At 68.0% G+C, this 14219-nt stretch carries 13 protein-coding genes; 7 read left to right on the forward strand and 6 right to left on the reverse strand.

Annotated elements, in window-relative coordinates:
* Positions 1 to 223: 223 nt before the first annotated feature.
* From rpmE to IPK85_15670, 6 genes are read left to right on the forward strand one after another with little or no spacing between them, the layout of a single operon-like run.
* Positions 224 to 430 (forward strand): 50S ribosomal protein L31, encoded by a 207-nt coding sequence (gene rpmE / locus IPK85_15645; GenBank protein MBK8248816.1) that lies wholly within the window; start codon positions 224 to 226, stop codon positions 428 to 430.
* Positions 427 to 1509: a peptide chain release factor 1 gene (prfA, locus tag IPK85_15650; GenBank protein MBK8248817.1), complete on the forward strand. Its 1083-nt coding sequence runs from the start codon at positions 427 to 429 to the stop codon at positions 1507 to 1509. Before rpmE ends, prfA begins: the two co-directional genes overlap by 4 nt.
* On the forward strand, positions 1506 to 2438 hold the full coding sequence (prmC, locus tag IPK85_15655) for a peptide chain release factor N(5)-glutamine methyltransferase (protein MBK8248818.1): 933 nt from the start codon (positions 1506 to 1508) through the stop codon (positions 2436 to 2438). Before prfA ends, prmC begins: the two co-directional genes overlap by 4 nt.
* Positions 2439 to 2472: 34 nt before the next feature.
* Positions 2473 to 2826, forward strand: a complete 354-nt coding sequence (locus IPK85_15660; protein MBK8248819.1) for a YlbF family regulator — start codon at positions 2473 to 2475, stop codon at positions 2824 to 2826.
* A gap of 7 nt (positions 2827 to 2833) precedes the next feature.
* Entirely contained in the window at positions 2834 to 3508 is a 675-nt protein-coding gene (gene tmk / locus IPK85_15665) for a dTMP kinase (GenBank protein ID MBK8248820.1), read from the forward strand.
* Complete coding sequence (locus IPK85_15670; GenBank protein MBK8248821.1) at positions 3505 to 5082, forward strand: S41 family peptidase; 1578 nt, start codon at positions 3505 to 3507, stop codon at positions 5080 to 5082. The genes tmk and IPK85_15670 overlap by 4 nt, the downstream gene beginning before the upstream one ends.
* Before the next feature lie 22 nt (positions 5083 to 5104).
* Here the strand turns inward: IPK85_15670 and IPK85_15675 are convergent, their stop codons facing one another.
* The 4 genes from IPK85_15675 to IPK85_15690 form a co-directional block, all read right to left on the reverse strand.
* The gene (locus tag IPK85_15675) at positions 5105 to 5617 is read right to left on the reverse strand and encodes a DUF2202 domain-containing protein (protein MBK8248822.1); all 513 of its coding nucleotides are present in this window, start codon (positions 5615 to 5617) and stop codon (positions 5105 to 5107) included.
* 197 nt (positions 5618 to 5814) lie between these two features.
* Positions 5815 to 7077 carry a GAF domain-containing protein gene (locus tag IPK85_15680; GenBank protein ID MBK8248823.1) on the reverse strand — a complete coding sequence of 421 codons (1263 nt, stop codon included), beginning with the start codon at positions 7075 to 7077 and terminating at the stop codon, positions 5815 to 5817.
* A gap of 253 nt (positions 7078 to 7330) precedes the next feature.
* Positions 7331 to 8413, reverse strand: a complete 1083-nt coding sequence (locus tag IPK85_15685; protein MBK8248824.1) for an LptF/LptG family permease — start codon at positions 8411 to 8413, stop codon at positions 7331 to 7333.
* Positions 8410 to 8718 (reverse strand): helix-turn-helix transcriptional regulator, encoded by a 309-nt coding sequence (locus IPK85_15690; GenBank protein MBK8248825.1) that lies wholly within the window; start codon positions 8716 to 8718, stop codon positions 8410 to 8412. The genes IPK85_15685 and IPK85_15690 overlap by 4 nt, the downstream gene beginning before the upstream one ends.
* Positions 8719 to 8960: 242 nt before the next feature.
* Between IPK85_15690 and IPK85_15695 the strand changes: the two genes are divergently transcribed.
* Entirely contained in the window at positions 8961 to 11612 is a 2652-nt protein-coding gene (locus IPK85_15695) for a PIG-L family deacetylase (protein MBK8248826.1), read from the forward strand.
* Here IPK85_15695 and IPK85_15700 read toward each other — a convergent pair.
* Together IPK85_15700 and IPK85_15705 are read right to left on the reverse strand one after the other, a co-directional pair.
* Positions 11593 to 12630 carry an amidohydrolase family protein gene (locus tag IPK85_15700; protein ID MBK8248827.1) on the reverse strand — a complete coding sequence of 346 codons (1038 nt, stop codon included), beginning with the start codon at positions 12628 to 12630 and terminating at the stop codon, positions 11593 to 11595. The two genes, IPK85_15695 and IPK85_15700, sit on opposite strands and share 20 nt — an antisense overlap.
* Positions 12631 to 12753: 123 nt before the next feature.
* A complete protein-coding gene (locus IPK85_15705) occupies positions 12754 to 14013 on the reverse strand; it encodes an OmpA family protein (GenBank protein MBK8248828.1) in 1260 nt (419 codons plus the stop codon).
* Between the last annotated feature and the right edge of the window lie 206 nt (positions 14014 to 14219).

Below are 14219 nucleotides of genomic sequence, written 5' to 3' on the forward strand. Positions count from 1 at the left end.
GGCACAGATGGGGATATGGGGGCGCTGGGGGGCTGGGGGGGCGGGGCTCGGGACTGGGCTTCCGGTCATCGGGGGGGGCTGGGAACCGCGCGGTACGGGCAGCACGGGGGGCACGGGGGGGCGGGGACTGTCGGCGGCTTTCGGTGGCTATCCCCTTGTCCCACTTGATCTTTGCTACCTCTCTGGTGAGCTTTCCCAGCTCTCAAAGAACGCCGACTCTGCCGTGAAGACCGATATCCATCCCGAGTACGCGACCTGCACTGTCCGCTGCGCCTGTGGCAACACCTGGCAAACGCGGTCGACCGTCGCCGAGCTTTCGCTCGACATCTGCTCCAGCTGCCACCCGTTCTACACTGGCAAGCAGAAGTTGGTTGACACCGCCGGCCGCGTGGAGCGTTTCCGCCAGAAGTACGCCGGTAAGGCCACCTGAGCCTCATCCGCGCTCGCCTGGCGGACGCGGTGGGCCGTGCCCGCCAGGTAGAAGAAGAACTCGCAGATCCATCCACGACCCGTGACGCGCGGCGCCTGGCCTCGTTAGGCCGAGAGCACCAACGGCTGCAGGGCGTCCTCGTGATTGCGTCGCGACTGGAGCGTTGTGACGCGGAGCTGGTTGGGGCGCGCGAGCTGGCCGCCGGCGAGGACGCGGAGTTTGCGGCCGAAGCTCGCGCGGAGGCGGCGCGGCTCGATGACGAGATCGCACGTCTTGAGCTGGAGGTCCGACCGCTCCTGGTGCCGCATGATCCGCTCGACGATCGCACGGCCATCGTTGAGGTGCGGGCGGGGACGGGGGGCGACGAAGCGGCCCTCTTTGCGGCGGACTTGCATCGCATGTACACGCGCTACATCGAGCGACGTGGCGGGTGGCGCATCGAGACCATCTCGGCGTCGGCCGGGACCCTCGGTGGGCTTCGCGAAGTCATCTTCAAGGTCGTCGGCGATGGTGCCTTTGGTGACCTGCGCTGGGAGGGCGGGGTACACCGGGTGCAGCGCGTGCCGGTGACCGAGGCCGCGGGGCGTATTCACACCTCCGCTGCCACGGTGGCCGTCCTGCCGGAAGCCGAGGAGATCGACGTGAACATCGACGAGAAGGAACTCCGCGTCGACGTGTTTCGCGCCTCCGGGCCTGGTGGCCAGGGGGTAAACACCACGGACTCCGCAGTCCGCATCACGCACCTCCCCACCGGGATCGTCGTGCAGCAGCAGGACCAGCGTTCACAGATCCAGAACCGGGCGAAGGCCATGGAAGTCCTCCGGGCCCGACTACTCGATGAGCGCATCCGTGAACAGCAGGAGGCCCGCTCGCGCTTGCGTAAGTCGGCCGTCTCGACTGGTGACCGGTCGGCCAAGATCAGGACCTACAATTATCCGCAGAGCCGCGTCACGGATCACCGCATCAACCTGACACTGCACGACCTTCCCACGGTGATGGATGGGGACATCGGGCGGCTGATCGATGCCCTCAAGCTCGCGGACCTCGAGGAAAAACTCTCGGGAGATGGCGGCTCATGACGTTCGGCGCATTTGAGCCCGGGCAGAGCCCCAGGTCAGTTCCCACTGGGATCACCGGTGAAGGGGCGTCGTTTGGTGAACTGGTCGCCGAGGTAGAGGTGGCGCTGGGACATGCCGGCGTCGAGGCGCCGCGGACCGAAGCGAGGGACCTCGTTGCCGCCGTGTTGGATCGCCCCCGCTTCTGGCCCAACCTCAACGCGGCCCAACGTGCCACGCCCCAGGAGCGGGAAGCCATAACGCGCGCGGCCCGGCGGCGCGCCGCTGGCGCCCCCTTCGCCTACGCGGTGGGCCGCGCGGCCTTTCGCTTCCTCAATCTCGATGTCGATGAGCGGGTCCTGATCCCGCGGCCCGAAACCGAGCGGCTGGTCGACCTGGTCCTGGCCAGCCCTCAAGCGAGGAGAGGGAAGGTCGCGGTCGACGTGGGAACCGGATCAGGCGCCATTGCGCTGGCTCTGGCCGCGGAGGGGCACTTCGAGCGGGTGATTGCCACGGACGTCTCGGCGGATGCCCTCGCGGTGGCCCGCAACAATGCCGCCGGTGTTCGCGATTCGCTCCGCGTCTCGGTGGACTTTCGCATGGGAAGCGGCTTTGCGCCGCTTCGCGGGGAGCGGGTGGACGTGGTGGTCTCGAATCCGCCGTATATCGCCTGGAACGAGGTCCACGACCTTCCGCGGCTCGTTCGCGATTGGGAGCCCACGCAGGCCCTGTGCTGTGATGACGACGGCCTGGCCGTCACGCGTCTCGTCGTCGCTGGTGCCGGCCGCCATCTCCAGCCCGGTGGACTGCTGGCGCTCGAGGTGGATTGCCGACGTGCCCACACGGTTGCGCGGCTCATCGAGGCGTCGGGGGCTTTTGCCGAGACGCGGGTGCTCCCCGACTATACCGGGCGCGATCGATTCGTGATGGCCTCGTGCGCCAGGCTCGACTAAGCTCCATCGGCACCTGACCCCCACCCGCTGCGATATGATCGACGCGAAAGCAAAGGAACTCGGCCGGCTCATCGGACAGAGTGATGAGTACAAGGCGCTGAAGCGAGCCAACGACGACCTCGGGAACGATCGCGATGCGGTGACCAACCTGCAGCGCATGGAGACGCTTCGTCGCGACGCGCAGCGCATGATCTCCCAGGGCCAGGAGCCCACGCCGGCGATGGAGCAGGAGCTGGACGAGTTGCTGGGCAAGGTGCAGGTGACGGCAGCCTACCAGCGCGCGGTTGCGACGCAAGAGAACTTCGACAAGCTGATGATGCAGGTGAACCAGTGGATCGCCGAGGGGATCAAGGCGGGCGCGGCGAGTCCGATCATCACGTTGGCCTGAGGCGGAGATGCCCGGCGCACTGGTTGTGCTGGAGGGCGCCGAGGGCGTAGGGAAGACGACGCAATTGCAGCGATTGGCCGCCCGGGTGCGCGCGTCAGGTATGGCGGTTCAGGTGGTGCGCGAGCCGGGGGGAACTCCGCTGGGCGACGAGATCCGGCGACTGCTGCTCGACGCGCCGCATGACGTCAGCGCCCGCGCCGAAGCGTTGTTGTTCATGGCGTCTCGGGCGCAGCTCGTGGACGACGTGATCCGACCCCGCCTGCGCGAAGGCGCCGTGGTGTTGACTGATCGGTTCTTCCTTTCGACGTACGCATATCAGGTGGCCGGGCGTGGCCTCGACGAAGGAGCGGTGCGACGGGCCAACGAGTTCGCCACCAACACGCTGGTCCCGGATCTGACCTTGCTCCTCGACCTCCCCGTCGGTGAGGGAACGCGCCGTGCGGCGGCTCGCGGTGAGCCGGATCGGCTGGAACGCGCCGAAGCGGAGTTCCATCGCCGGGTTGCCCTGGCCTTCCGGGAGTTCGCATCGGCGGGTTGGCAGGGTCAGCATCCGGAGTGCGGCCCGATCGTCCTGGTGGATGCTGCCGGAGCGGAGTCTGAGGTCGAGGAGCGGATCGGCCTCGCCCTGGCCAGGGGGCTCCCTGAAACGTTCGGTGGCCTTCGCGGGTCTGATACCAGGTGAGTCCCATCTCTCGCTCCCGGACAACGATCGCCGCAGCGATTCTCTTCGTGGCCATGGCCAGCGGAGGGTGGCTGCTGGGGAAGGGGATGGTGCTGCCCGCGACGAGGGGCGATGCTCGGGGTGAGCGGCTACTGGACGACGTCATGCAGCGGATCCGACGCAATTACGTGGATTCGTTGACGACCGCGGACCTGTTCGAGCGGACGCTGACGGGGCTGCTCGCCGAACTCGGCGATCCCAACACGGTGTACCTGGATTCTGCGCGTCTCGCGCGCCTGACCGAAACGACCGCTGGTATCTACACCGGTCTCGGGATCCGCTTTGATGCGCGCGACGGGTGGCCGATGGTGCTCGCGGTGATCGCCGGGACACCCGCGGAGCGAGCAGGTTTGGTGTCCGGCGATCGCATCACGCAGATCGACGGTCGCTCAACACGCGGATGGACGGACGACGAAACCCGGGCGGCGTTGCGCGGCGACACCGGCACGACGGCGACACTCCAGATCGAGCGCCCGGGCCGGCCACAGTCGTTCGCTGTACGTCTGGTGCGACGGGAGATTCACCGGACGGCCGTACGGCGCACGGCGTTGCTGGACGGTGGCGTTGGTTATGTCGACCTCAAGGTGTTCTCGGATTCCACGGACCGTGAGCTGATTCGTGCCGTGGATTCGCTGCAGCGCGTCGGCATGCGGTCGGTTGTCCTGGACCTGCGCAACAATCCCGGTGGCCTGCTGACCCAGGGGGCTGCGGTGAGCGAGTTGTTCCTCGACAGTGCCGCGGTGATCGTGAGCATGCGGGGGCGCGGCGAGGCGAACGACCGGACGTACCGGGCGATGACGGCGCAGCGGTGGTCGACGCTGCCGGTGGTGGTGCTGGTCGACCAGGGGACGGCGAGCGCCAGCGAGATTGTGGCCGGCGCCCTGCAGGACCATGATCGCGCCCTGTTGATGGGGCAATCCACCTTTGGGAAGGGGAGCGCGCAGGCGGTGTTCGAGGCGGGACGCGGCGGGCTCAAGTTGACCACGGCGCGTTGGTTCACCCCGTCGGGCCGGTCCATCGATCGAGCCGGCGCGGAGGCCCGGGAGGACGGAACGACGGACCCGGTTACCTACCGAACGGATGCAGGCCGCGAAGTGTTCGAAAACAGGGGCATCGCGCCGGACGTCGCGTTGCCGGACCCGGAACCGACGCGCGGTGAGCTGGCCTTGCAGGCGCAGCTGGGATCCCGCATCCGGGAGTTTCGCGACGTGTTGACGACGTATGCGACGACGCCGGCCGTCCGCGGAGCCGTCCGCTCGCCCTTCACGGCGGTGACCCCGGACCTCCTCGACGGCGCGTGGCGTGCCCTCCAAGACCGTGGGTTCGCGATCGACCGGGCCACGTTTGATGGGGCCTCGCGGCTGGTGGCGACCTTCCTCGGCCGGGAGATGGTGCGGATCACTCTGGGGAACGCGGCGGAGGTGCGTCGGTCGCTGGCCGAGGACGCCCTGGTCCAGGCGGCCGCGACCCGGCTGCGCGCGGCGCGCCAACCGCAGGACCTGTTCCCGCGTCCCACGGTCGCGCGCCAGCGTTAGGCGTCAGGGCGAAGAGGGTTCGTCAGCCGCCGCATTGCTGAAACGCCGGGAGATGTCGATCCAGCGACGCTCGTCGGTTGTTGGAGAGGACGGTGCGCACATCAAACGGCAGGTCCTGCGCCAGGAACCGATCGTACATGGCGATGTTCTCCAGTTCTGCGGTCGCGGCGGCCGCGCAGGCGGCCGGGAGGGTGGCAAACCGTGGCACGTTGTCGAGGTTCCACCGATTGGCCGGCGTCGGAAGTGCGCGTCGCTCGAAGAGCGAGGCGAGCGACGCCGAGTGTCGCTGTTCGGCCACGACCACGTTGAAGAACGGTAGCACGTTCCCGAAGTCCGACAGGACGCGCAGGTAAATGTATTCGGCGTGATACTCGTCATTGATCGCCGTGTCGAGTACGGCAGTGAGTGCCGGTGACAGGTCGGTGGCAGGAGCCACGCCGTTGTCGTCACTACAGGCGGCGACGGACGCGGCGAGTACCAACGAGCCAACGAACAGCCGGCGGAGCGCCTTGGGACGTGCGCTGCGATGGTTCATGTGACCTCCAGGCGGAACGGGCCACGCGGTGCGACCGGAGGTGGTCTCGCGGCGGCGGCCCTTACCTCCACCAACGCCGCCGCGCCCTCGTTGTGTGTGGGCGTTTACCGTATCCGGCGTAGGGGTTCAGGCACCCATTTCGGGGGGGCGCCTCCCGCGAGATGGTGGGCGGCGGCGCCACGCTGCCCCTTGTGGCGTTACTCGATCACGGGGAGGATGACCCGCATGGCGGTCCCCACACCGGGGCTGCTCTCCACCTCAATGGTCCCGCCGGCGCGCGAGACGATCTGCCGTGCGACGGCGAGGCCGAGCCCTGTTCCGCCGGGTTTGTTTGTGAAGAAGGGCTCAAAGACGCGCAATCGCGTATCGGCATCCATGCCGATGCCGCGGTCGACGACGGCGATAGAGACCGCGCGCCCGATCCCGGCCGACTTGGGGTCCCCGGCGGCCTGCGTGACCTCGACGCGGATCACCCCGGTTCCTTCCATGGCATCGCGCGCATTGTTGAGGAGGTTCAGCATGACGCGCTCGAGCTCCGGCCGGTCGATGAGGACCCGACTGACGTCGCGTTCCTGGTGGAGTTCCACCGTGCAACGCCCGAGCGAGGGGGCAGCGAGGCGGATGAGGTTCTCCAGGAACGGACGGAGCGCTTGCACGCTGGGGCGCCCGGCCACGTCCCGCCCGAAGTGCATCAGTTCGTGGGCGAGGTCCTGCCCCCGGGTGACGGCCGCGAGCATGTTGTCGAGATGGCTGCGTTGCCCCGGGGCGAGTCCTTCCTCGGCGAGCAGCTCGGCGCTGGCCGATACAACGGTCAAGAGGTTCCGAAAGTCGTGCGCGATCCCTGCGGCCATGCGACCCATCGCCTCGAGCCGGTTGAGGACTTGCAGTTCCCGCTGGTAGACCCGGAGGTTCTGCTCCGCGCGTTGTCGCAGGAATTCCTCGAGGAGCCGGCTAACGTTGTCGGCGATGGTCCCGGCGAACAGGCGTTCGTCGTCGGTCCAGCTGCGCGGACCACCGACGTGCTCGTGGCAGACCATCCCGGACGGTATGCCTTCGGAGTAGATCGGGGCATCGAGCAGGGCGCCGATCCCGAGGGGGGCGAGGTAGGGCTCCAGGAGGTCTGCCGCGATGGGATCGGTGGTGACGTCATCGATGCAGACCGTGCGCGCATCCGGGGCGCGGAAGTAACTCGCGAAGTCGTCCTTCCGCAGGATGGTGCCGTCGGCGACGGCGCCGGTGGAACGCGAATAGAGGAAGTAGAGGCGAATCGCGCTGCGGTCCTCGGTGGCGCACCAGACGCCGAAACGCTCGACCTGCAGGGCGTCGGTAGCCAGTCGAGCGAGTTCGTAGAGGGTGACCTGTGGCGGCTCGCCGGCGACGTGGTGGATCTGGGCGAGGGCGTTAAGTGCGGCCTCGAGGTCGGGGCGGCGGGTGTGGTTGGGCCAGGCGGGAGTGCTCACCGCGTCAAGATGTGGGCGTGACGCGAGAATGTCCAAGGGGGCGCCGACCCTCAGGCCGTAAGGGGTTCCCGTCGTGCCGAGGGGCAAGGCCGGCGCCCATACCCCCCACGCCACTGTGCAAATGCTGTATGCCGCGCTTCTCCATCGCGACATGGTGATCGGTTTCCGGTGCTGGCGTGGCCGCTGACGCCGGAAGGCCGGCGACGCTCGGCACGTCGAATGGTCCGGATCATGCCTCTCGGGCAAGCGAACGCTAGAAGGATTTGGCCACAGCCTGTGGCACAACAATGGCCGGCCGCAAGAGCAGCGCCCCAAGTCCGAGGACCAGCGCGTTCGCCGTCCACATCGCGACCATGGGCGAGAGCACCATGCGGTCGGCAAGTGTTTCCCCGGCGATCAACGCACCGTAGTACCCCATGAAGACGATGATACTTGAGCCAGTCACCAGCCACGCACCGCCACGCGGGAAACGCAGCGCGATCGTCACACCGGCCAGCGCGAGCACGATGCACGCCGCCGAGATGGCGAACTTCTTCTGGACCTCCACCTCAAAGGCCGCGGCGCGTGCGTTGCCCTTCGTGCCAGCTTCGGCGCGCGCGACGATGGCGGCCGCGCGGAGTTCCCCGACGGTCATGGTGCGGTCACTTGGGTAGGAACGGCCCCCCGAGAGCACCTCGCCCAGGCGCGCGTTGGCGTGCGGGAGCAGCTGCGTGTTGGAGACGAACATCAGCGCCCCGATGGTCGTCGCTCCGATCAGGACCGGGACGAGCAGCGCACGAAGCGCGTTGCGGTCGTGCCTGGCGGCACTGAGGCCTCCCTCGGCGCCCAGGCGGGCAAAGACCCAGATGACGGCCACGAAGACGGCCATCGGGACCGTCATGGCCATGGTGAAGGGGAGCCCGAGGGCGATCGTCCCAAGGATGGTGCCGATGGATTCGCCGCGTTCACCCAACTGCTTCACGACACGCATCCCAAACATTGAGAGCATCACCCCTGTGATTGCCACGAGTGCGGTGACGAACGGGATGAGGCAGCGTTGCAGGAGCTGTCGCGTTGAGAGCGGGAGCATCGGGGAGCCTCCAGGATGTGAACCGAATGCCGTGCCCAGGGCAGACAAGCGTGCTGGTGTTGCCGCCGGGGACTGCGGCGGGCGCCGAATGGACATGCGGGCGATGGCCGCCAGTGCGCCGAGCGCGAAGCGGCGGGCTTCGGTCGGATCCTCGATGGCATCGAGTTCGGCGACCATGCCGCGCGCCAGGTCGGCGCGGGAGGGAGCGACGAAACGCGACAAGGACCGCAGGAGGCGTCGGGTGACCGCAGGGACAGGTGCGCTCATCGTCCGACCTCGCTGGGGTTCGGGAGACGCAGCCAGTTCGCGTCCGCGCGTTCGAGCGCGGTGCGGGCCTCGGCGCGCCCCGTGGCGGTGAGACGATAGAGTTGGCGCGGCGGCCTACCCTGGAACTCGGACTCTTCCCACCGCGACTCGAGCCATCCGTCTTCCGTGAGGCGCGCGAGGAGGGGGTAGAGGGTGCCGGAGGAGACGTCGGCCAGCTTCATGAGGTCGTACCCGTGGCGCCAGCTCCGGGGTGCATCCAGGAAGGCGACGAGGGTACGCGTTGCGGTGCGCGTGAGGCGTTGCATGTGCCTTAGTCTACATATGGCGGCTTGTGCGCACAAGGGGCGCAGGACGGCCCTGGGGATGGCCGCGAGGAGGGGGCACAGGGGCCGTGCTCCCGCACGTTGGCTCGCACCGCTATTGCGCCGAGCCAGTGGGACCATGGCGTGGGCACTTCCTCATTGCGGTTTGGTTAAGTTCGCGGTCGTCGCCTTGCGGGGAACCCGCGCGAGCGCGGGATATTGCAGCGACCATTTCCCGTCCGCGCATGAGTCTCCGTACGCGATTGACTGTCCTGTGTACCACGTTGCTCCTCGCGGCGCCGAGCGGTGCGCAGGATCGAGGGGCGGTCGCGTTGGAACACCTCACGGCAGGGATCGCGGTCACCGGGCGGGTGCTCGTGGTCGGCGCCTTTCCCGGAGACGAGGACCTGCGCCTCATTGCCGCGTTGACGCGGACGCACCATATCGAGACTGGCTACCTCTCCCTCACCCGCGGTGAAGTCAGCCTGAACACCCTCGGCCGAGAAGGCGGAGATGCACTCGGCGCTTTGCGTGTGCACGAGGCGCTTGCCGCCCGCAGGGTCGATGGGGCCCGCCAGTTCTTCACGCGTGCCTACGACCCAGGCTTTGCCCGGAACGCGGGTGAGTTGTTGCAGCGGTGGCCACGTGAGGACCTGGTGTCCGACATGGTCGCGGTGATCCGCGCCTTTCGCCCGCATGTGATCGTGTCGGTGCACGGCGCGGACCCACCCCGGGCGGCGAACGCCACGCGCGATGCCGCGGACTCGCTCATCGCCGAGTCGTTCGAGGCCGCGACGGATACCATGCGCTTCCCGCGGGCCACCATCGGTGACCCATGGACGCCGACGAAGTTGTATGGTCGTCGTTTTGCCGTGGCGCGCGAGGGGCAGGGGTTCGACCCGGTCGCGGGGGAGGACGCTGCCGGCTTGGCCGCGCGTGCGGCGGCGATGTACCGGTCGCAGCTGCCCGCGGTTGGACGTGCGTTGCTCCCAGGCTCACGGGGCGGCATGGAGTGGTTGGTCTTGCGACGCCGGAGAGGAGAAGCCGCGGGGGACGACGCCGGGCTCTTCGATCGCGTGGACACGACCATGGTGCGCCTGGTCGCCGACGCACCTACCGAGATCGGCATGGCATTGCTCGGCGTGACGGCGTTGTCCGACTCGATCGTCGACACGATTGACCTGCGACGCCCATGGCGCTCTGTGCCGTCGCTCGCGCGCGTGGTGACGTTGGTGGACCGGGCCCGCGCGAGGTCGCCGCGATGCCGGCATCCGGCGATGGATCCGTGGTGGGGTGAGGGGACGGCGAGGTCGACCTGTACCGAGGGGCAAGCAGACCTCGATGCGACGCTCGACGTCATGCGCTCTCGTGCAGCTCGTGCGCTGCTGCTCGCCTCTGGTGTCACCCTGGAGGTCACGGCCGCGCGCGAAATGGTGGCGTACGGCGAGCAGGTGGCGGTAACCCTCGCGGTCCACAATCGCGGGCGGGAGCCAGTAGTCGTCACCGGGATCGCGTATGGCGGCCAACCCCGCAACGGTGCGGCGTCGCGGATCACGGTGCCCGCTGACAGTACGGTGCGCTGGTCGCAGTTTGTCTCCGGGATCCCCGATGACCATCCGTGGTGGGCGGGATCGCGCTTGCAGGGGCTGCACCCACCCCGAACGTCGCCACTCGACGGCATCGCGCGGATCGTGAGCCCGGGGCCGTCGGAGATGCTGAACGCGGTGGCCGTGCCCGCCGACTTTCGCCGGCTCACCGACCTCACTGTCGGGTTCGACATCGGGGGGGCGACGTTCGCCGTGAGTGCAGGTCCGGTGATGGCGGTGGTGACCGGGCCCACCATCGGCGAGGCGCGGCGTCCCGTGGTTGGTGTCCCCCCCGTGGCGATGAGCTTTGATCTCAACCTGCAGTGGCTTCGCGCCAATACCCCGATTCGCCAGGAACTTGGCCTGACGCTGCAATCGTACTCGGATTCAACACGTCGATTTGCCTTGCGAATCGTGCGCCCGGATGGGCTTCAGGTAGACGCCAGGCTCGACTCCCTCTCGCTCCGGGCGGGCGAACGCGCTGACCTTCGGTTGCCGTTGCGCGGGCGACTCGCGCCCGGTCGCTACGAGTTCGGGGTGATCGGGACTGGGGAGGACAGCGCGCAGTTCTCCGAGGGGTTCCGCACCGTTGCGTATCCACATATCACACCAGCGCGCCTCTACCGGAGCAGTGCGCTCTACCTGCAGAGCGTGGACCTGGTCGTCCCGCGCGGGTTGTCGGTGGCGTGGGTGCGGAACGTGGACGATGGCACGGCCGCATATCTCCGGCAGCTCGATGTCCCCGTCACCGAACTCGATCCGGCTGAACTCCCCCTTGTGGATTTGTCGCGGTACTCCACCGTGGTTCTCGGCCCTCGGGTCGTCGATGGCGCTCCGTCACTCGCCGCGTCTGCCGAGCGTTTGCAGGCGTTCGTGCGCGCCGGGGGTACGTTGGTCCTGTTCCACTCGACGACGCCGACCGTGCTCACACCGTTTCTTCCGTATCCCCTCGGGTGGAATTTGCCAGCGGAGCGAGTGAGTGACCCGGCTGCGCGCGTGACGCTGCTGGCGCCGTCGCACCGGCTCTTGCGATGGCCGAATGTGTTGGGGCCCGCGGACTGGTCCAACTGGCAGCAGGAACGCGCGTTGTTCGTGCCGACGGTGATCGATCCGCGGTATGTCTCGTTGCTGGAGATGCACGATGCTGGGGAGCGCGAGAATCGTGGAAGCTTGCTGTTGGCCCGACTGGGGCGGGGTCAGGTGGTGGTGTCTGCGCTGGCGTTGACGCGGCAGTTGTCGGCGGGAGTGCCAGGGAGTGCGCGGTTGCTCATCAACATGCTGTCGGCAGGGCTCACGGCGCCGGCGCGGTGAGTCCCGGCACGCGGCGTACGATCCCGGCGGCCTCCGCAGCGGTGAGTCCGAGCGTTGAGGTGAGGGCGCGTGCCCCGTCCAGAGGGTCGAAGACCGGGTAATCTGACCCGAAGACGACCCGGTCGAAGCCATGGCGTCGCAGGTCCTCGCGCAAGAGCGTGGCTTCGCCAGTGGTGGTGGCAGGCACGCCCTCGGAGGGACGCTCCAGGACGACGGCGGACAACTCGAAGTAGACCCGACGTACCGGGCCGGTGGCCTCGATCTCATTCAGCCAGGTGCGAAGGGTCCGGTAGACGGTGCGCGTCCAGGGGCCGTACCCCCCACTTCCCCCAAGGTGGGCGATAATCACGGTCAGTTCGGGATGCGGCGCGAAGGCCCGCTCTGCGAGGGCACGGATGTGTGTGGAGTCGTGGCCACGCCGCTGTGGGTCAACGTGGAGCAGGATTGGGAGGTGGTGGGCGGTCGCGAAGGCGGCGATGAGGCGGAGCCGATCAAGGTGAGCCGCGTCGCGCAGATCGACCTGGGAGCTCGCGAGGTGCAGCTTGATCCCAGCGGTGTGCAGGGAGTCGCGACACCACGCGAGGTCTTCGAGTGCCCATGACGCGATGGCCGGCACCGAACAGAGGGCGGTGGCCCGCCCGGGGAATCGTGCCGCCTCGGCGGCGACCCAGCGGTTCTCACGTCGGACGCGGCCGTGTGCTTCCGCCGTGTCGATGGCGAGTCCGCCAATAAACTCCGGGTTGGCGTAGAGGTGTCCCATCGGCACGAGCACAGTCGCCGCAACCGAATCGTCCCGGCCGGAGAGGAGGGAAGCTGCGGAAGTGTAGATGGAGTCCGGGCGCGAGAAAGGGACACCGAGGGATTTCCAGTCGCGCACAAGATCCGGACTGAGAATGTGGACGTGGTGATCAACGACGCCCGTGGGCGCCGGCGTGGTGAGTGGGACCGCCCGGCGCGGGACGCGAAGGGCGAGCGCGACCCCAATGAGGGTGATCGTGGCGAAGGCCCAACGTGTCATGCATGTGGCCTGGTTTAGGTGGTCGTGCCGCAGGATCCCCGGTGAGGACTGGCGATGGGAGCGCCGAACGCCGCTGCCCCCGTCACGAGAGCAGAGATGTGCGAGGCCCCGGGTGTGCCGAGATCACGTGCAGCGCACCTCGACCCGACGGTTGAGCGAGCGACCGCTCTCGTCATCGTTAGTCGCAATCGGGTGTGCCTCGCCGATTCCTGCGGCGCGCAGTCGTCCGGCGGGGATGCCGCGACGCACGAGGTCGGCGACCACGGCAGCGGCCCTGCGCTGGGACAGCGACAGGTTGTAGGCCTCAGTCCCTTCGCTGGATGTGTGTCCCTCCAGTAGGATCGCGGTGCTTGGGTCGTTGCGGAGGCCGTCGTACAACATCGACAGCACGGGCTCCGACTCCGGGGTGATGACCGCCGAGTCGAACCCGAACCCGATGCCGTGGATGACCGAGTTGCAGCCCAGGGCCGGCGGCGGAGGGGTGGGGCAGCGCGCCGCGGACTGCGGACCAGGACCACTGGTATAGAGGCGAAACGGCGCCCCGTTGGTGGAACGCACGCCGCGCAGCAGGGTGTCCTCGACAACGGTCAGGACAAAGAGGCTCTTGACGCCGGTTCGTGATTCCTGGCCGGTCGCCCGCAGGATGTTCCCCGTCACGGTCCCGCTGAGGGAGCCGAGCCCATCATAACACCCTGACACGACGGCGCCCTGCTGCCGCAGTCCGATTTGCACGCCGCGGCCCTGCCAGGCCCCGGTGAAGTGTGTCGCCAGTGCGATGGGTTCCTGTGTGCCGTTGCCGACAATCTCGCTGAACTCGTAAAACATCTGATCGCGCTGGACGTTGATCCCACCAACCAGGCGCAACTTGACCCACCGCACCGGCGTGCGCGCGTGCAGGGTGAGTTCGGTGACTTGCCCGCGTTGTGGGTGGGTGGTGAGGGTCGCCGAGCCGAGGAGGGCGAATCCGTCGGTGGGAGAGGACGCGGAGCCGTGCACCTCAACGATGCGTGAGAAGGTCGAGCCAGGGCTCGGGGTCTCCAGGACGTTCGGTACCGCGAACCGGTCAAAGGTGGTCAGGGCGGGGAGGGCGTAAGTGATCTCGGTGGCGCCATCTGCGCCCTGCATCCGGAGTGACAGCGTGAAGCCCGTGGGATTCCCATCGACGGAGCTGAGGGCCTTGTCCATGGTGACGCCGGCGGCGGTGGCTGCCGCCGAGACGGTGAGTGGAATGGCTCCCTGCGAAAAGGTGAGGTAATCGATGCGTTCGGGGGGTGCTTGGGCCCCCAGCGACGGTCCGACCGCGGAACCAGTGAAGCACAGCGCGCGTACGAGACGGCCTGGCCGGCCCGGCAACCCAAACGACAAGAAGCGCGCTGTCTGCATCGTGACCTCGTGAGGTGAGGTGCCTGGTGGCGGCGAGCCCCTGGCGGCTGCCGACGGTACCACATGCGACGATGTTATGGCCTGGCGGAGGAGATGGCAACGCGCAATCAACCGTGCTCGTCATCGGGCGAAGAGTCGCTTCAGCAGCTCCTCGCTTTCCGCCTTCATCTTGTGCGCGGCCGAGGGAGGTTCCGAGAGGCGCCGGA

The sequence above is a fragment of the Gemmatimonadota bacterium genome, from assembly GCA_016712265.1.
GTDB lineage: Bacteria > Gemmatimonadota > Gemmatimonadetes > Gemmatimonadales > Gemmatimonadaceae > RBC101.